This is a genomic window from Streptomyces bacillaris (assembly GCF_003268675.1).
In the GTDB taxonomy this organism is placed as follows: Bacteria; Actinomycetota; Actinomycetes; order Streptomycetales; family Streptomycetaceae; genus Streptomyces; species Streptomyces bacillaris.
The window spans coordinates 3,026,356-3,041,483 of record NZ_CP029378.1; the positions used below are offsets into that span (position 1 = coordinate 3,026,356).

General features: G+C 68.3%; 21 protein-coding genes. 4 read left to right on the forward strand and 17 right to left on the reverse strand.

Annotated elements, in window-relative coordinates; translation table 11 throughout:
- Positions 1 to 2: 2 nt before the first annotated feature.
- The 12 genes from rplN to rpsJ all read right to left on the reverse strand — a co-directional run bounded on the left by rplN (position 3) and on the right by rpsJ (position 5,773).
- Complete coding sequence (gene rplN, locus DJ476_RS12575) at positions 3 to 371, reverse strand: 50S ribosomal protein L14 (protein ID WP_003974257.1); 369 nt, start codon at positions 369 to 371, stop codon at positions 3 to 5.
- Positions 372 to 479: 108 nt separating this feature from the next.
- Complete coding sequence (rpsQ, locus tag DJ476_RS12580; RefSeq protein ID WP_103416867.1) at positions 480 to 788, reverse strand: 30S ribosomal protein S17; 309 nt, start codon at positions 786 to 788, stop codon at positions 480 to 482.
- The gene (rpmC, locus tag DJ476_RS12585) at positions 788 to 1,012 is read right to left on the reverse strand and encodes a 50S ribosomal protein L29 (protein ID WP_003966952.1); all 225 of its coding nucleotides are present in this window, start codon (positions 1,010 to 1,012) and stop codon (positions 788 to 790) included. The genes rpsQ and rpmC overlap by 1 nt, the downstream gene beginning before the upstream one ends.
- On the reverse strand, positions 1,012 to 1,431 hold the full coding sequence (rplP, locus tag DJ476_RS12590; RefSeq protein WP_003966953.1) for a 50S ribosomal protein L16: 420 nt from the start codon (positions 1,429 to 1,431) through the stop codon (positions 1,012 to 1,014). Before rplP ends, rpmC begins: the two co-directional genes overlap by 1 nt.
- 5 nt (positions 1,432 to 1,436) lie before the next feature.
- Entirely contained in the window at positions 1,437 to 2,267 is an 831-nt protein-coding gene (gene rpsC, locus DJ476_RS12595; RefSeq protein ID WP_003966954.1) for a 30S ribosomal protein S3, read from the reverse strand.
- Entirely contained in the window at positions 2,267 to 2,614 is a 348-nt protein-coding gene (gene rplV / locus DJ476_RS12600) for a 50S ribosomal protein L22 (protein ID WP_009997296.1), read from the reverse strand. Before rplV ends, rpsC begins: the two co-directional genes overlap by 1 nt.
- Positions 2,615 to 2,657: 43 nt before the next feature.
- The gene (gene rpsS / locus DJ476_RS12605) at positions 2,658 to 2,939 is read right to left on the reverse strand and encodes a 30S ribosomal protein S19 (RefSeq protein ID WP_019765149.1); all 282 of its coding nucleotides are present in this window, start codon (positions 2,937 to 2,939) and stop codon (positions 2,658 to 2,660) included.
- A gap of 12 nt (positions 2,940 to 2,951) precedes the next feature.
- Positions 2,952 to 3,788 carry a 50S ribosomal protein L2 gene (gene rplB, locus DJ476_RS12610; protein ID WP_003966957.1) on the reverse strand — a complete coding sequence of 279 codons (837 nt, stop codon included), beginning with the start codon at positions 3,786 to 3,788 and terminating at the stop codon, positions 2,952 to 2,954.
- A gap of 39 nt (positions 3,789 to 3,827) precedes the next feature.
- A complete protein-coding gene (gene rplW, locus DJ476_RS12615) occupies positions 3,828 to 4,151 on the reverse strand; it encodes a 50S ribosomal protein L23 (RefSeq protein ID WP_003966958.1) in 324 nt (107 codons plus the stop codon).
- Positions 4,151 to 4,801: a 50S ribosomal protein L4 gene (rplD, locus tag DJ476_RS12620; RefSeq protein WP_018490819.1), complete on the reverse strand. Its 651-nt coding sequence runs from the start codon at positions 4,799 to 4,801 to the stop codon at positions 4,151 to 4,153. The genes rplW and rplD overlap by 1 nt, the downstream gene beginning before the upstream one ends.
- A 4-nt stretch (positions 4,802 to 4,805) precedes the next feature.
- Positions 4,806 to 5,450, reverse strand: coding sequence for a 50S ribosomal protein L3 (gene rplC, locus DJ476_RS12625; protein ID WP_053559769.1), 645 nt, complete (start codon positions 5,448 to 5,450; stop codon positions 4,806 to 4,808).
- A 14-nt stretch (positions 5,451 to 5,464) separates the two neighbouring features.
- Entirely contained in the window at positions 5,465 to 5,773 is a 309-nt protein-coding gene (gene rpsJ / locus DJ476_RS12630; RefSeq protein ID WP_003948644.1) for a 30S ribosomal protein S10, read from the reverse strand.
- Between the two features lie 496 nt (positions 5,774 to 6,269).
- Here rpsJ and DJ476_RS12635 point away from each other — a divergent pair, with 496 nt between their 5' ends.
- The 4 genes from DJ476_RS12635 to DJ476_RS12645 all read left to right on the forward strand — a co-directional run bounded on the left by DJ476_RS12635 (position 6,270) and on the right by DJ476_RS12645 (position 9,967).
- Positions 6,270 to 6,740, forward strand: coding sequence for a GNAT family N-acetyltransferase (locus tag DJ476_RS12635; protein WP_112490529.1), 471 nt, complete (start codon positions 6,270 to 6,272; stop codon positions 6,738 to 6,740).
- A complete protein-coding gene (locus DJ476_RS34450; RefSeq protein WP_208853492.1) occupies positions 6,737 to 6,895 on the forward strand; it encodes a hypothetical protein in 159 nt (52 codons plus the stop codon). The genes DJ476_RS12635 and DJ476_RS34450 overlap by 4 nt, the downstream gene beginning before the upstream one ends.
- Before the next feature lie 181 nt (positions 6,896 to 7,076).
- Complete coding sequence (locus DJ476_RS12640; RefSeq protein ID WP_112490530.1) at positions 7,077 to 9,113, forward strand: PIG-L family deacetylase; 2,037 nt, start codon at positions 7,077 to 7,079, stop codon at positions 9,111 to 9,113.
- A gap of 128 nt (positions 9,114 to 9,241) precedes the next feature.
- On the forward strand, positions 9,242 to 9,967 hold the full coding sequence (locus DJ476_RS12645) for a S1 family peptidase (protein ID WP_112490531.1): 726 nt from the start codon (positions 9,242 to 9,244) through the stop codon (positions 9,965 to 9,967).
- Positions 9,968 to 10,306: 339 nt separating this feature from the next.
- Here DJ476_RS12645 and DJ476_RS12650 read toward each other — a convergent pair whose 3' ends face one another.
- The 5 genes from DJ476_RS12650 to rpsL form a co-directional block, all read right to left on the reverse strand.
- Positions 10,307 to 10,510 (reverse strand): hypothetical protein, encoded by a 204-nt coding sequence (locus DJ476_RS12650; RefSeq protein WP_112490532.1) that lies wholly within the window; start codon positions 10,508 to 10,510, stop codon positions 10,307 to 10,309.
- Between the two features lie 130 nt (positions 10,511 to 10,640).
- The gene (tuf, locus tag DJ476_RS12655; RefSeq protein ID WP_018490814.1) at positions 10,641 to 11,834 is read right to left on the reverse strand and encodes an elongation factor Tu; all 1,194 of its coding nucleotides are present in this window, start codon (positions 11,832 to 11,834) and stop codon (positions 10,641 to 10,643) included.
- Positions 11,835 to 11,991: 157 nt separating this feature from the next.
- On the reverse strand, positions 11,992 to 14,121 hold the full coding sequence (gene fusA / locus DJ476_RS12660) for an elongation factor G (protein WP_103416863.1): 2,130 nt from the start codon (positions 14,119 to 14,121) through the stop codon (positions 11,992 to 11,994).
- A gap of 37 nt (positions 14,122 to 14,158) precedes the next feature.
- Entirely contained in the window at positions 14,159 to 14,629 is a 471-nt protein-coding gene (gene rpsG / locus DJ476_RS12665; RefSeq protein WP_003966970.1) for a 30S ribosomal protein S7, read from the reverse strand.
- Between the two features lie 2 nt (positions 14,630 to 14,631).
- Positions 14,632 to 15,003 carry a 30S ribosomal protein S12 gene (gene rpsL / locus DJ476_RS12670; protein WP_003948652.1) on the reverse strand — a complete coding sequence of 124 codons (372 nt, stop codon included), beginning with the start codon at positions 15,001 to 15,003 and terminating at the stop codon, positions 14,632 to 14,634.
- Positions 15,004 to 15,128 lie beyond the last annotated feature (125 nt).

Below are 15,128 nucleotides of genomic sequence, written 5' to 3' on the forward strand. Positions count from 1 at the left end.
GCTTACAGCACCTCCGGCGCGAGCGAGATGATCTTCATGAACTTCTTCTCGCGCAGCTCCCGGCCCACGGGGCCGAAGATGCGGGTGCCGCGGGGGTCGCCGTCGTTCTTCAGAATGACGGCGGCGTTCTCGTCGAAGCGGATGTACGAGCCATCCGGGCGACGACGCTCCTTGACGGTGCGAACGATGACGGCCTTGACGACGTCACCCTTCTTCACGTTGCCACCGGGGATCGCGTCCTTGACGGTGGCGACGATGACGTCACCGATACCCGCGTAGCGGCGACCCGAGCCACCGAGAACACGAATGGTGAGAATTTCCTTCGCACCCGTGTTGTCGGCGACGCGCAGTCGCGACTCCTGCTGGATCACGTCTATCTCCTGATCGTCTGCCGGTTCCCGGCGGGGAGCCGCGTAAGTGACCTACGCGGCTCCCTCACCGAGCCTGGCGGAACTGACCTGAGGGAAACCCCTCAGGAATTACTTGGCCTTCTCGAGGATCTCGACGATGCGCCAGCGCTTCGAGGCGGACAGCGGACGCGTCTCCATGATGAGGACGCGGTCGCCGACGCCGGCGGAGTTCTGCTCGTCGTGAGCCTTGAGCTTGTTCGTACGGCGGATGACCTTGCCGTACAGCGCGTGCTTGACGCGGTCCTCGACAGCGACGACGACGGTCTTGTCCATCTTGTCGCTGACGACCAGACCCTCACGGGTCTTGCGGAAACCGCGCTCGCCCGCGGCGGAGCCGCTCTTGCTGTCAGTCGTCTCAGTCACAGTCTTCTCGCTCATCAGGCGCTCTCCACCGTCTCGATGCCCAGCTCGCGCTCACGCATCAGGGTGTAGATCCGGGCGATGTCCTTACGGACGGACTTGAGCCGGCCGTGGTTCTCGAGCTGGCCCGTCGCCGCCTGGAAGCGGAGGTTGAACAGCTCTTCCTTGGCTTCGCGGAGCTTGTTGAGCAGCTCCTCGTCGCCCAGCTCGCGCAGCTCGGACGCCTTGGTACCGGCCGACATCACGACTCACCTGCCTCGCGCCGAACGATCCGGCACTTCATCGGAAGCTTGTGAGCAGCGCGGGTGAGCGCCTCACGAGCAATCTTCTCGTTCGGGTAGGACAGCTCGAACATCACCCGACCGGGCTTGACGTTCGCGATCCACCACTCGGGAGAACCCTTACCGGAACCCATGCGGGTCTCGGCCGGCTTCTTCGTCAGGGGACGGTCCGGGTAGATGTTGATCCAGACCTTGCCGCCACGCTTGATGTGACGGGTCATCGCGATACGAGCGGACTCGATCTGACGGTTCGTCACGTACGCCGGGGTCAGCGCCTGGATGCCGTACTCGCCGAACGCAACCTGCGTGCCACCCTTGGACATACCGCTGCGCTTCGGGTGGTGCTGCTTGCGGTGCTTGACCCTACGGGGGATCAGCATTTCGGTCAGGCCTCCGTTCCGGTGCTCTCAGCAGCCGGAGCAGCGGCGGCGTCGGCCTTGGGGGCCTCGGCTGCCGGCGACTGCTGCGGCTTACGGCCGCGACCGCCACGCTCGCCACCACGGCCACCGCGGCCGGCCGGGCGGTCAGCGCCGCCACGGGCCGGACGGTTGCCGGCGCGGGCCGCGGCGTTCTCGGCGCGAACCTCGGCGATGTTCTTGACGTCGCCCTTGTAGATCCAGACCTTCACGCCGATGCGGCCGAAGGTCGTCTTGGCCTCGAAGAAGCCGTAGTCGACGTTCGCACGGAGCGTGTGCAGGGGCACACGGCCCTCGCGGTAGAACTCCGAGCGGGACATCTCGGCGCCGCCGAGGCGACCGCCGCACTGGATCTTGATGCCCTTGGCGCCGGCCTTCATCGAGGACTGCATGCTCTTGCGCATGGCCCGACGGAAGGAGACGCGGGAGGAGAGCTGCTCGGCGACGGCCTGGGCCACCAGCTGAGCGTCCACCTCGGGGTTCTTGACCTCGAGGATGTTCAGCTGGACCTGCTTGCCGGTCAGCTTCTCCAGCTCGCCACGGATGCGGTCGGCCTCGGCGCCACGGCGGCCGATGACGATGCCCGGGCGGGCGGTGTGGATGTCAACGCGGACGCGGTCGCGGGTGCGCTCGATCTCGACCTTCGAGATGCCGGCCCGCTCCATGCCCTTCGTCATCATGCGACGAATGGCGACGTCTTCCTTGACGTAGTCCTTGTACAGCTTGTCGGCGTACCAACGGGACTTGAAGTCCGTGGTGATGCCGAGCCGGAACCCGTGCGGGTTTACCTTCTGGCCCATTACCGGGTTCCTTCCTTGCTGCTGACGACCACGGTGATGTGGCTGGTCCGCTTACGGATCCGGTAGGCACGGCCCTGAGCACGCGGACGGAACCGCTTCAGGGTCGGGCCCTCGTCCACGTACGCCTCGCTGATGACCAGCGTGGAGGCGTCGGTGTGGTCGTAGTTGTGTGCGGCGTTGGCGATGGCGCTGTCCAGCACCTTGCCAACCGGCACGCTCGCGGCCTGCGGGGCGAAACGCAGGACCGCCTGAGCCTCCGTGGCATCCATGCCACGGATGAGGTCCACCACGCGGCGGGCCTTCATGGGCGTGACGCGGATGTACCGCGCCTGGGCCCTGGCTTCCATGGTTGTCCCTTCGGTGTAAGTCATAGTCGTTTCCACCCCGCGCTTAGCGGCGCTTCGACTTCCGGTCGTCCTTGACGTGGCCGCGGAAGGTGCGAGTCGGCGAGAACTCGCCGAGCTTGTGGCCGACCATCGACTCGGTGACGAACACCGGGACGTGGATCTTGCCGTTGTGCACCGCGATGGTGTGACCCAGCATGGCCGGGACGATCATCGAGCGACGGGACCAGGTCTTGATGACGTTCTTGGTGCCTGCCTCGTTCTGTACGTCCACCTTCTTGAGGAGGTGTCCGTCGACGAAGGGCCCCTTCTTGAGACTGCGCGGCATCTAAACCCGCTCCTAGCGCTTCTTGTTCGTCTTGCGGCGGCGGACGATGTACTTGTTGCTCGCCTTCTTGGGAGAACGAGTACGACCCTCCTTCTGACCCCACGGCGAGACCGGGTGGCGACCACCGGAGGTCTTGCCCTCACCACCACCGTGCGGGTGGTCAACCGGGTTCATCGCGACACCGCGGACGGTCGGGCGGACGCCCTTCCAGCGCATGCGGCCGGCCTTGCCCCAGTTGATGTTCGACTGCTCGGCGTTGCCGACCTCACCGATCGTCGCGCGGCAGCGCGCGTCGACCAGGCGGATCTCACCCGACGGCATACGAAGGTGGGCCATGGTGCCCTCCTTCGCCAGCAGCTGCACGGAGGCACCCGCGGAACGGGCGAACTTCGCGCCGCCGCCGGGCCGCAGCTCGATGGCGTGGATGGTCGTACCGACCGGGATGTTGCGCAGCGCCAGGTTGTTACCGGGCTTGATGTCGGCGGTCGGACCGTTCTCGACACGGTCACCCTGCGACAGGCCACGGGGAGCGACGATGTAACGCTTCTCGCCGTCCGCGTAGTGCAGCAGCGCGATGCGCGCGGTGCGGTTCGGGTCGTACTCGATGTGCGCGACCTTGGCCGGCACGCCGTCCTTGTCGTGACGACGGAAGTCGATCACGCGGTAGGCGCGCTTGTGGCCACCACCCTGGTGGCGAACGGTCACACGACCGGCGTTGTTACGGCCGCCCTTGCTGTGCAGGGGGCGGACCAGCGACTTCTCCGGCGTGGACCGCGTGATCTCGACAAAGTCGGCGACGCTGGAGCCACGACGGCCCGGGGTCGTCGGCTTGTACTTGCGGATACCCATTTCTCAGTCCTCGTCCGATTCCGGACGACTCGACCTCCGTCAGGAGGTCGGGCCGCCGAAGATGTCGATACGGTCGCCCTCGGCGAGGGTCACGATGGCGCGCTTCGTGTCGGCGCGCTTGCCGAAACCGGTGCGGGTGCGCTTGCGCTTGCCCTGCCGGTTGATCGTGTTGACCCCGGTGACCTTGACCGAGAAGACCGCCTCGACGGCCTGCTTGATCTGGGTCTTGTTGGAGCCGGGCGCGACGATGAACGTGTACTTGTTCTCGTCGAGCAGCGCGTAGCTCTTCTCGGAGACCACGGGCTTGACGAGAACGTCACGCGGGTCCGAGTACGTCTTGCTGGTAACGGTCGCCTCACTCATCAGGCGGCGCTCCCTTCGGTCTCAGCGGTCTGGGGGCCAGACACGAAGGACTCGAGGGCGGCCTGGGTGAAGACCACGTCGTCAGAGACGATCACGTCGTACGTGTTGAGCTGGCCCGGCTCCAGGATGTGCACCTGGGGCAGGTTGCGCGCGGACAGCCACGCGGCCTCGTCGGAGCGCTCGGCGACCAGGAGCACGTTGGGGCGCTCCGAGATCTTGCCGAGGAGCGCCTTGGCGGCCTTGGTGGAGATCTCGCTCTCGACCACGCCGGTGACGACGTGGATACGGGAGTGACGGGCCCGGTCCGAGAGGGCACCGCGCAGGGCGGCGGCCTTCATCTTCTTCGGGGTCCGCTGCGAGTAGTCACGCGGCTGCGGGCCGTGGACGACGCCACCGCCGGCGAACTGCGGGGCGCGGGTCGAGCCCTGACGGGCGCGGCCGGTGCCCTTCTGGCGGTACGGCTTCTTGCCACCGCCGCGGACTTCGCCGCGGGTCTTGGTCTTGTGCGTGCCCTGACGGGCAGCCGCCAGCTGAGCGACAACGACCTGGTGGATCAGCGGAACGCTGGTCTTCGCGTCGAAGATCTCCGCGGGGAGCTCGACGGTACCGGCCTTGTCGCCTGCCGGCGAAAGGATGTCAATGGTGCTCATTACCTCAAGCCCCCTTGGCCGCGGTACGGACCAGGACGAGGCCGCCGTTCGGACCGGGGACCGCGCCCTTGATGAGGAGCAGACCCTTCTCCGCGTCAACCGCGTGGATGGTCAGGTTCTGGGTGGTGACGCGCTCGTTACCCATGCGGCCCGCCATGCGCATGCCCTTGAAGACACGCCCAGGGGTGGCGCAGCCACCGATGGAACCGGGGGAACGGTGCTTGCGCTGGGTGCCGTGCCCGGCGCCGAGGCCCTTGAAGTTGTGACGCTTCATGACACCGGCGAAGCCCTTGCCCTTGCTCTTGCCCGTGACGTCGACCTTGACGCCGGACTCGAACACATCGGCGGTGACCTCCTGGCCCAGCGTGTACTCGCTGGCGTCAGGGGTGCGGAGCTCCACCAGGTGGCGGCGCGGGGTGACGTCGGCCTTGGCGAAGTGACCCTTGAGGGGCTTGTTCACCTTGCGCGGGTCGATCTCGCCGAAGGCGATCTGGACCGCTTCGTAGCCGTCGTTGTCGTTGGTGCGAACCTGCGTCACGACGCACGGACCGGCCTTGACGACGGTCACCGGAACGACCCGGTTGTTCTCGTCCCAGACCTGGGTCATGCCGAGCTTCTCGCCCAGGACGCCCTTGATGTTCTTGCTCATCTCGGCCCGTCCCCTCAGAGCTTGATCTCGATGTCGACGCCGGCCGGCAGGTCGAGACGCATCAGCGAGTCAACCGTCTTCGGCGTGGGGTCGAGGATGTCGATGAGGCGCTTGTGGGTGCGCATCTCGAAGTGCTCGCGAGAGTCCTTGTACTTGTGCGGCGACTTGATGACGCAGTACACGTTCTTCTCAGTGGGCAGCGGCACCGGGCCCGCGACCGACGCACCAGTGCGGGTCACCGTCTCGACGATCTTCTTCGCCGAGGAGTCGATGACCTCGTGGTCGTAGGCCTTGAGCCGGATGCGGATCTTCTGTCCCGCCATGGCTACTAGTAGTCCTGTCTCTCTGTTTAACGCTCTGGAACCCGGGGGTTCTCTGGACTCCTCCGCCGACCCACGCGGTCGGGCGTGTCGCATCCCCTCTACGAAAATCTCCCGAAGAAGATCCCAACCAAGGGGGTGCGGGCCCGAGGACCGCGGAACCGGGAGTGGAACACCCACCGGGTGCCTGGCCGGCGCCCTGCCTTGCTTCCCGGAAGATTCCCGTACGTCCGGCCCTTATAGAGCCGACGAGTACTGTGGGACTCGCTTCCGGTCCTCCCGGCGGGAGGCGCGCAGCATTGACACTCAACCGAGCAACCTGGTCAGTGTGCCATACGGGGCGCGGGCCTGGCCAATCGAGTCGGGAATCCTACCCCGAGCGAGCGAGTACTCAAACGCGGGCGCGCATCCGGCGGAGCCGTGTGTCGTACGGGGCCGCGCCCGGCGGCCTCCCCGGGGCCCGAGAGGCTCACCCGCCCGCCCCTGACAGAATCCGGCCATGCCGACGATCACACCGTACGACTGGGCCCTGCGCCCCGCCGTACCCGAGGACGTCGAGGCCGTCGCCGAGCTGCGGGCCGTCGTCATGCGCGCCGACCTGGAGCGGCTGGGACGGTACGACGAGCACCGGGTACGGCAGCGGCTGCGGGACGCCTTCCTCCCCGAACACACCTCGGTCATCGAGTCGGGCGGCGCCTTCGCCGGGTGTGTGACGCTGCGGCCGGGCGCGGACGGCTGGTGGCTGGAGAACTTCCTCCTCTCCCCCGCCCTCCAGGGCCACGGCATCGGCTCGGCCGTCCTGCGGTCGCTGCTGGCCCGCGCGGACGCCGAGCGGCTGACCGTACGGCTGGACGTGCTGCGGGGCAGTGCGGCCCGGCGGCTCTACGAGCGGCACGGGTTCGGGCTGGAGCGGGAGGACGCGGTCGATGTGTTCCTGGTGCGCGAGCCGGTGGTGCGCGAGGCCTCGTGACGCACGGCTCCGTGGCGCGTGCCGCCGTGGTGCACGGCTTCTGCGTACGAGACCCCGTCGTCCACGCTTCCGTGGTGCGCGCCTCCGTCGTCCAGGGCTCCGGCGTACGCGACTCTGCGGCCCACGCTTCCGTGGTGCGCGACGCCACACCCTGACCGGGCAACCCGGCCGCCGCGATCCCCGTCTATCCCCCCGCAGGCGCCGCTCGACCAGCCGCTGACCTGCGCGGAGAGCCAGGAGTACGCAGCACGGGGCGACCGTTCGCCCGCTGCGGGGGAAGCGGGAGCGGACGGAGTGCGTGGCGTGGTGGATCGACCTGTCCTGTCCCGCATACGGATGCCCCGGCGCACGCTCCTGCTGACCGCCACGGCGACCGCCGCGACCGCCGCCGCCGGCTGTGCCGTACCGGCTCCGCGGCGCCGGGGCCCGGTGGCGGATCCGGCGCCCGGGCTGGCCATAGCGAGCACCCGACGGGCGCAGATCATGCAGCTACTGGCCCACCCCGACGACGACCTCTACTTCATGAACCCGGACACCCGGCAGTCCCTGGACGCCGGGACCCCGCTGGTCTGCGTCTATCTCACGGCGGGCGAGGCGGACGGCGTCAACAAGATCCCCGGGGCGCCCCGCCCGGCCGCCGACAGGACCGCGTACTCCTCCTCCCGCCACCAGGGGCTGCGCCAGGCGTACGCCGTCCTGCTGGGCCTGGACCGCTTCACGCCCTGGGAGCGCTCCGTCCTCGCCCTGCACGGCGGCCACCGGGCCGAGGTGAACGTGCTGAGCGACGGGGTGCGCCGGGTGGAGCTGGTCTTCCTCAACACCGCGATGCACACCGGGCGGGGGCGGCTCGGGCTGCCGAGCCTCTGGCGGGACCGGCGGCTCGTGCTGCGTACGGTGGTGGCCGACAACTCCCCGCTGGAGCGGGCGGGTTCGTACACGTACGACGGTCTCGTCGACGTCCTCGTGGGGCTGCTGGAGCGGTACCAACCCACCCTGGTGCACACCCTGGACCCCGACCCGGACCTCCAGTTCAGCAGCGAGTCCGAGCGCCGCCGGGACAGTGAGCAGCGCGGCTACTCCGACCATGCCGACCACACCGCGGCGGCCTGCTTCTCCTGGGCGGCGTTGATCCGCTGGGTGGCACGGGCGACGGCGGCGGGCGAGCCGGTGCCCGGGTTCACGGTCTCCGCCTTCCGGGGCTACTACAACCGGCACTGGCCGAAGAACCTCCCTCCGAAGGTGCTGGAGCGCAAGGCCGCGCACCTCGTCCCGTACGGCGGCTCGCCCGACTGGGAGTGCGGCAACCCGGCCGGCTGCGGCGACTACAACGTGGGCGGCGACCGCCCCCTGACCAACCGGAAAGGCTGGGTCCGCTCCACCCACCACCGCTACCCGGGCCCCCGCACGGCCGTGGTCTCCGGCGCGGACGGCCGGCTCACCGCGTACGGGGTGCTCGGACTGCGCGCGGTGCGGTGGCGCGAGAGCGCGCCCGGCAGCGGGGTGTGGGAGGCGCCGGACGACCTCGGCGGCGGCCCGCTCGCCCCGGTGCTGGGCTCGGCGGTGACGGCGGACGGGCGCCATCTGCTGTTCGGGCTGCGGTTCGCGGCGCTCGGCGGGCACGGCTCGGACAACGAGCGCGAGATCGTGGTGCTGGAGCAGCGTTCGCCGGGCGGCCCCTTCCGCGCCTGGGAGGGGCTCGGCAACCCGGCGGCGGGCAGCGACCACGGCCGCCGGATCGGGATACCGGTCGCCGTCACCGCCCCGGACGGCCGTGTCCACCTCTTCGTACGGAACGCGGAGAAGGGGGTGAGCACCCGTATCCGCCAAGCGGGGAACGGCAGTTGGGGCGCGTGGCGCGATCTGGGCGGTGGCGAGGTGCAGGACGGGCTGAGCGCGATGGTGGACACGGCGGGGCGCGTCCATGTCTACGCGGCCGGGCACCACAGCGTGCACCACTGGACCCAGGACGCCCCGGACACGGACGTCACCGCCCGTACCCAGCTCACCGAGGCCCCGGTCCCCGCCCATGCCCCGGCCGCGATCCCCGCACCGGACGGCTCGGTCGACCTCTACTACCGGGCGGCAGCCGCGGCCGCCCTCACCGCCCTGACCAGCGGGAACACCCCGGCGCCCCGCTTCGAGGGGTACGGTCCGGTGGCGGCGGCCGCCACGCCCCGGGGCCCGGTCCTGCTGGGCCGCACGGCGGAGGGCACCCTCCGCCTCCGTACCGCCGGGGCCACCGCCGTACGCTCTCAGGGACCGGTCGCCCTGGACGGGGCCGCGCTTCACCTCGGCGCGGACGGCGCACCGGCGGTCGTGGGGTTCGGGCCGGACGCGGCACCGTGGATCTGGCGACCGGGTACAGCCACCTAGTGTTCACCGGGCCATAACGCGACGTTATGGGGAAGCGTTAGTACCCGGCGGGGTCGGTTCTTCGACAACCTAGGGGCCGTCAACCCCCACAAACACGCCCCTCAGCGTGATCCCCGAAATGAGGAACCATGCGAATAGCAAGGCTAGTTCCCGCTGCCCTCGCCGCCGCGGCCACCGTCCTCGCTCTTCTCACCCCCACCGCCACCGCCGCCCCCCAGCCCCCGCTCACGGACGCCCCGCCGCCCACCACACAGATCATCGGCGGCGGATACGCGCAGAACGCGCCGTGGGCCGCGCGGCTCTTCTCCAACGGCAGAGAGACCTGTTCGGCGACGATCATCGCGCCGACCTGGATCCTCACCGCCCGGCACTGCGTCACCGGCGGCGGGCTGTCGTTCCGCATCGGCAGCCTCGACCAGCACAGCGGCGGCGTGGTGGCCAACGGCGTCCAGACGTACAACCACAGCGCGGACATCTCGCTGGTCCGCCTGGACCGCTCCGTGCAGACCACCTACTCCCGCCTCGGGCAGCCCGGCACGGTGAGGGTCGGCCAGAACGTCCAGGTCTGGGGCTGGGGCGCCACCTCGCAGTGCGGCTCGGAGGCCAACTGCCAGTCGCGCTACCTGAAGGTCGCCAACGTGACGGTGACGGGCGGCTGCGGTGACGCGTACGGCGGCTCGGCGATCTGCGCCCGCCGCGGCAACGGCATCACGGCCGGCGGTGACTCCGGCGGCCCGATGACGCTGAACGGCGTCCAGGTCGGTGTGGCCTCCACCAGCGACCGCCAGACCACGACGGCGTACACGAACGTCACGGCGTACCGCTCCTGGATCCAGTCCATCGCGGGCGTCTGACCGGCCGTCGCACCCGGGGTGGCGGCCACCTGACCGGGCCGCCACTCACGGGGGGAGCGGCGCCCGTCGGGCCCGCCGCCCTCGGGGGCGGCGGCGCCGCACGGGCCCGCTCCTCCCGGAGGTGGCACCGCCCGGCCGGCCCGCCACCCCACCCGCCGGGACGGCGGACACCTGACCGGCCGCCGTCCCCGTAGTCCGTAGGGCCCCCTTACCTCTCCGCCCTGAGGTACCGGGGCCCTACATCCATGTACGGGCCCCGGTGCCCTTGAGGAGCGGGGCCAGAACGCCGCCGACCGCCGGCAGCGCCACGAACAGCACGATGCCGGACGGTCCCGGCCTTCACCTGTGGCCTCCGGCCTTCCGGTCGGAGGCCAGGTACAGGCCCCAGAGGAACCGGAACCAGGCCATCGACGCCCCGCCGCCGAGGGCCGCAAGGGCGAGAGCGACGAGCAGGTTGTCCGCCTCCCGGGCGGGGAGAAGCAGCAGCAGGAGGACGCCCGCGAGCGCCGCGGTCGCGAGGGTGGCTCGGAGCAGTCGGTGCATGCGGGTCACCTCAGGGTCGGAGGGGGTGGGGGTGGCGATCCGGACATGGCGAAGGGCCCCGCACCTCTTCCGAGGTGCGGGGCCCTTCGTGCAGCTCAGTGAGCCACCAGGTCCAAGGACCAAGCAGAAACTACTTGATGATCTTGGTGACCTGGCCGGCGCCCACGGTCCGGCCACCCTCACGGATGGCGAACTTCAGGCCCTCTTCCATGGCGACCGGCTGGATCAGCGCGACGTCCATGAGGGTGTTGTCACCCGGCATGACCATCTCGGTGCCCTCGGGAAGGGTCACAACGCCCGTCACGTCCGTGGTACGGAAGTAGAACTGCGGGCGGTAGTTGTTGAAGAACGGGGTGTGACGGCCACCCTCGTCCTTCGACAGGATGTAGGACTGCGCCTGGAACTCGGTGTGCGGCGTGACCGAACCCGGCTTGATGATGACCTGGCCGCGCTCGACGTCCTCGCGCTTGATGCCACGGAGGAGCAGACCGACGTTCTCACCGGCCTGGCCCTCGTCGAGCAGCTTGCGGAACATCTCGATGCCGGTGACCGTGGTGGTGGTCTTCTCGGTCTTGATACCGACGATGTCGACGGTCTCGTTGACCTTGAGGACACCACGCTCGATGCGGCCGGTGACGACCGTACCGCGACCGGTGATCGTGAAGACGTCCTCGATCGGCATGAGGAACGGCTTCTCGACGTCACGCTCGGGCTGCGGGATGGACTCGTCCACGGCGGCCATCAGGTTCAGGACCGACTGGCCCCACTCCTTGTCGCCCTCGAGGGCCTTGAGCGCCGAGACCTTGACGACGGGAACGTCGTCGCCCGGGAACTCGTACTCGGAGAGGAGCTCACGGACCTCGAGCTCGACGAGCTCCAGGATCTCCTCGTCGTCCACCATGTCGGCCTTGTTCAGGGCGACGACGATGTACGGAACGCCGACCTGGCGGGCCAGGAGCACGTGCTCCTTGGTCTGCGGCATCGGGCCGTCGGTGGCGGCGACCACGAGGATGGCGCCGTCCATCTGCGCGGCACCGGTGATCATGTTCTTGATGTAGTCCGCGTGACCCGGGCAGTCGACGTGCGCGTAGTGACGCGACTCCGTCTGGTACTCGACGTGCGCGATGGAGATGGTGATACCGCGCTGGCGCTCCTCGGGAGCCTTGTCGATCTGGTCGAAGGCCGAGGCCTCGTTCAGGTCCGGGTACGCGTCGTGCAGCACCTTGGTAATGGCGGCCGTGAGGGTCGTCTTACCGTGGTCGATGTGACCGATGGTGCCGATGTTGACGTGGGGCTTAGTCCGCTCGAACTTTGCCTTCGCCACTGGGGTCCTCCTGAGTGGTTCTGTACGCCTTGCTTCATCGGCGCCAGGTGATCTTTGCTGGGGTGCCGGCGCCGGGGGCATACGGCACAGTGCTCGCGCGCTGTGCCGCATGCCCGCCCGGCTCCGGTGACAAGCCTAAAGCGTGTGCTCGGGAGAGTTACTCGCCCTTGGCCTTCGCGATGATCTCCTCGGCGACGTTCCGCGGAACCTCGGCGTAGGAGTCGAACTGCATCGAGTAGCTTGCGCGACCCGAGGTCTTGCTGCGGAGGTCTCCGACGTAGCCGAACATCTCCGAGAGGGGCACGAGGCCCTTCACGACGCGAGCGCCGCTGCGCTCCTCCATGGCCTGGATCTGGCCACGGCGGGAGTTGAGGTCGCCGATGACATCGCCCATGTAGTCCTCGGGCGTGGTGACCTCGACGGCCATCATCGGCTCGAGGAGCACGGGAGAGGCCTTGCGGGCACCCTCCTTGAACGCCTGCGAACCGGCGATCTTGAAGGCGAGCTCGGACGAGTCGACCTCGTGGAAACCACCGTCGAGAAGGGTGACGCGGACGCCGACCATCTCGTAACCGGCCAGGATGCCGAACTGCATGGCTTCCTGGGCACCCGCGTCCACCGAGGGAATGTACTCACGGGGGATGCGGCCACCGGTGACCTTGTTGACGAACTCGTAGGATGCGTCGCCGCCCTCGATGGGCTCGATGGCGATCTGCACCTTCGCGAACTGACCGGTACCACCGGTCTGCTTCTTGTGCGTGTAGTCGATGCGCTCGACGGCCTTGCGGATCGTCTCGCGGTACGCGACCTGGGGCTTGCCGACGTTCGCCTCAACGCGGAACTCGCGCTTCATGCGGTCGACGAGCACCTCGAGGTGAAGCTCGCCCATACCACCGATGATGGTCTGGCCGGTCTCCTCGTCGGAGTGCACCTGGAAGGAGGGGTCCTCCTCCGAGAGACGCTGGATGGCGACACCCAGCTTCTCCTGGTCACCCTTGGACTTGGGCTCGATGGCGACCTGGATGACCGGCGCCGGGAAGTCCATGGACTCCAGGATGACCGGGTTCTTGTCGTCGCACAGCGTCTCACCGGTGGTGGTCTGCTTCAGGCCCATGACGGCGATGATGTCGCCCGCGCCCACCGACTGGATCTCCTCACGCTTGTTCGCGTGCATGCGGTAGATCTTGCCGATGCGCTCCTTCTTGCCCTTGACGGAGTTCAGCACCGCGGTGCCGGCCTCCAGGCGACCGGAGTAGATCCGGACGAAGGTGAGCTTGCCGAGGTGCGGGTCGCTCGCGATCTTGAACGCCAGGCCGGAGAACGGCTCGTCGTCCGAGGGCTTGCGCTTGACGACGACCTCGGGGTCCTTGACGTCGTGGCCCTCGATGGCCTCGACGTCCAGGGGGGAGGGCAGGTAGCGCACGACCGCGTCGAGCAGGGGCTGGACGCCCTTGTTCTTGAACGCGGTGCCACAGAACACGGGGGTGACGGTGACGGAGTCGGCGCCACCCTTCGACGCCAGGGTGATGCGGCGGATCGCCTCGTGCAGCTGCTCCTGGCTGGGCTCGTTGCCCTCCAGGTACAGCTCCATCATGGCGTCGTCGTTCTCGGCCACGGCCTCCAGGAGCTTGCCGCGCCACTCGGCGGCCGACTCCTTGAGGTTGTCCGGGATCTCGACGATGTTGTACATCTCGCCCTTGGCGGCCTCTTCGGGGTACACGAAGGCCTTCATCGACACGAGGTCGACGACGCCCGTGAAGTCCGCTTCGGCGCCGATGGGGAGCTGCATGACGATCGGGGTCGCGCCGAGGCGGTCCACGATCATGTTGACGCAGCGCAGGAAGTCGGCGCCGGTGCGGTCGAGCTTGTTGACGAAGCAGATACGCGGAACGCCGTAGCGGTCCGCCTGACGCCACACGGTCTCGGACTGCGGCTCGACGCCCGCCACACCGTCGAACACGGTGACGGCGCCGTCGAGGACACGGAGCGAACGCTCCACCTCGACGGTGAAGTCGACGTGACCCGGGGTGTCGATGATGTTGATGGTGTGGTCAACATTGTTGAGCGGCCAGTGACAGGTCGTCGCGGCGGACGTGATCGTGATGCCGCGCTCCTGCTCCTGCTCCATCCAGTCCATCGTGGCAGCGCCGTCGTGGACTTCACCGATCTTGTAGCTCACACCGGTGTAGAAGAGGATCCGCTCAGTGGTGGTCGTCTTGCCCGCGTCGATGTGGGCCATGATCCCGATGTTGCGGACCTTGGCCAGGTCAAGCGAAGTGGTGGCCATATGGCTCAGTCTTCTCTCGGTCTCGATGGGGTAGCGACTACCAGCGGTAGTGCGCGAAGGCCTTGTTGGACTCGGCCATCTTGTGGGTGTCCTCACGCTTCTTGACCGAAGCGCCGAGGCCGTTGGAGGCGTCGAGCAGTTCGTTCATGAGGCGCTCGGTCATGGTCTTCTCGCGACGGGCGCGGGAGTAACCGACGAGCCAGCGCAGAGCCAGGGTGGAGGCGCGACCGGGCTTGACCTCGATCGGCACCTGGTAGGTGGCGCCACCGACACGGCGGGACTTGACCTCGAGCGAGGGCTTGACGTTCTCCAGCGCGCGCTTCAGCGTGATGACCGGGTCGTTGCCGGTCTTCTCGCGGAGGCCTTCCATGGCGCCGTAGACGATCCGCTCGGCGGTGGAACGCTTGCCGTCGAGGAGGATCTTGTTGATCAGCGACGTGACAAGAGGAGAGCTGTAGACCGGGTCGATGATGACCGGGCGCTTCGGGGCGGGGCCCTTACGAGGCATTCTTACTTCTCCTTCTTGGCGCCGTAGCGGCTGCGGGCCTGCTTGCGGTTCTTGACACCCTGGGTGTCGAGCGAACCGCGGATGATCTTGTAACGAACACCCGGCAGGTCCTTCACACGGCCACCACGCACGAGCACGATGGAGTGCTCCTGCAGGTTGTGTCCCTCACCCGGGATGTAGGCCGTGACCTCGATACCGGAGGTCAGACGCACACGCGCGACCTTACGGAGGGCCGAGTTCGGCTTCTTCGGGGTGGTCGTGAACACACGCGTGCAGACACCGCGACGCTGGGGCGAACCCTCGAGCGCGGGCGTCTTGTTCTTCTCGACCTTGTCCTGCCGGCCCTTCCGGACCAGCTGCTGGATCGTAGGCACTACTTCTCCGGTTTCTGTGTGCCGTTCGTGAAACTAACCTGGAACATCACCGACCCACGCGGTCGGGTGTGTCGAATACTGCAGACTCCCGCCCGAGGGGCAGAAGGGCACAGATTGCGGTGGCT

Excerpts from the sequence above, each read along its gene's own strand:
- rpsQ (WP_103416867.1), bottom strand. The coding sequence starts at position 788 with ATGAGCGAGAAGACTGTGACTGAGACGACTGACAGCAAGAGCGGCTCC.
- rpmC (WP_003966952.1), bottom strand. The coding sequence starts at position 1,012 with ATGTCGGCCGGTACCAAGGCGTCCGAGCTGCGCGAGCTGGGCGACGAG.
- rplP (WP_003966953.1), bottom strand. The coding sequence starts at position 1,431 with ATGCTGATCCCCCGTAGGGTCAAGCACCGCAAGCAGCACCACCCGAAG.
- rpsC (WP_003966954.1), bottom strand. The coding sequence starts at position 2,267 with ATGGGCCAGAAGGTAAACCCGCACGGGTTCCGGCTCGGCATCACCACG.
- rplV (WP_009997296.1), bottom strand. The coding sequence starts at position 2,614 with ATGGAAGCCAGGGCCCAGGCGCGGTACATCCGCGTCACGCCCATGAAG.
- rpsS (WP_019765149.1), bottom strand. The coding sequence starts at position 2,939 with ATGCCGCGCAGTCTCAAGAAGGGGCCCTTCGTCGACGGACACCTCCTC.
- rplB (WP_003966957.1), bottom strand. The coding sequence starts at position 3,788 with ATGGGTATCCGCAAGTACAAGCCGACGACCCCGGGCCGTCGTGGCTCC.
- rplW (WP_003966958.1), bottom strand. The coding sequence starts at position 4,151 with ATGAGTGAGGCGACCGTTACCAGCAAGACGTACTCGGACCCGCGTGAC.
- rplD (WP_018490819.1), bottom strand. The coding sequence starts at position 4,801 with ATGAGCACCATTGACATCCTTTCGCCGGCAGGCGACAAGGCCGGTACC.
- rplC (WP_053559769.1), bottom strand. The coding sequence starts at position 5,450 with ATGAGCAAGAACATCAAGGGCGTCCTGGGCGAGAAGCTCGGCATGACC.
- rpsJ (WP_003948644.1), bottom strand. The coding sequence starts at position 5,773 with ATGGCGGGACAGAAGATCCGCATCCGGCTCAAGGCCTACGACCACGAG.
- DJ476_RS12635 (WP_112490529.1), top strand. The coding sequence starts at position 6,270 with ATGCCGACGATCACACCGTACGACTGGGCCCTGCGCCCCGCCGTACCC.
- DJ476_RS12640 (WP_112490530.1), top strand. The coding sequence starts at position 7,077 with ATGCCCCGGCGCACGCTCCTGCTGACCGCCACGGCGACCGCCGCGACC.
- DJ476_RS12645 (WP_112490531.1), top strand. The coding sequence starts at position 9,242 with ATGCGAATAGCAAGGCTAGTTCCCGCTGCCCTCGCCGCCGCGGCCACC.
- DJ476_RS12650 (WP_112490532.1), bottom strand. The coding sequence starts at position 10,510 with ATGCACCGACTGCTCCGAGCCACCCTCGCGACCGCGGCGCTCGCGGGC.
- fusA (WP_103416863.1), bottom strand. The coding sequence starts at position 14,121 with ATGGCCACCACTTCGCTTGACCTGGCCAAGGTCCGCAACATCGGGATC.
- rpsG (WP_003966970.1), bottom strand. The coding sequence starts at position 14,629 with ATGCCTCGTAAGGGCCCCGCCCCGAAGCGCCCGGTCATCATCGACCCG.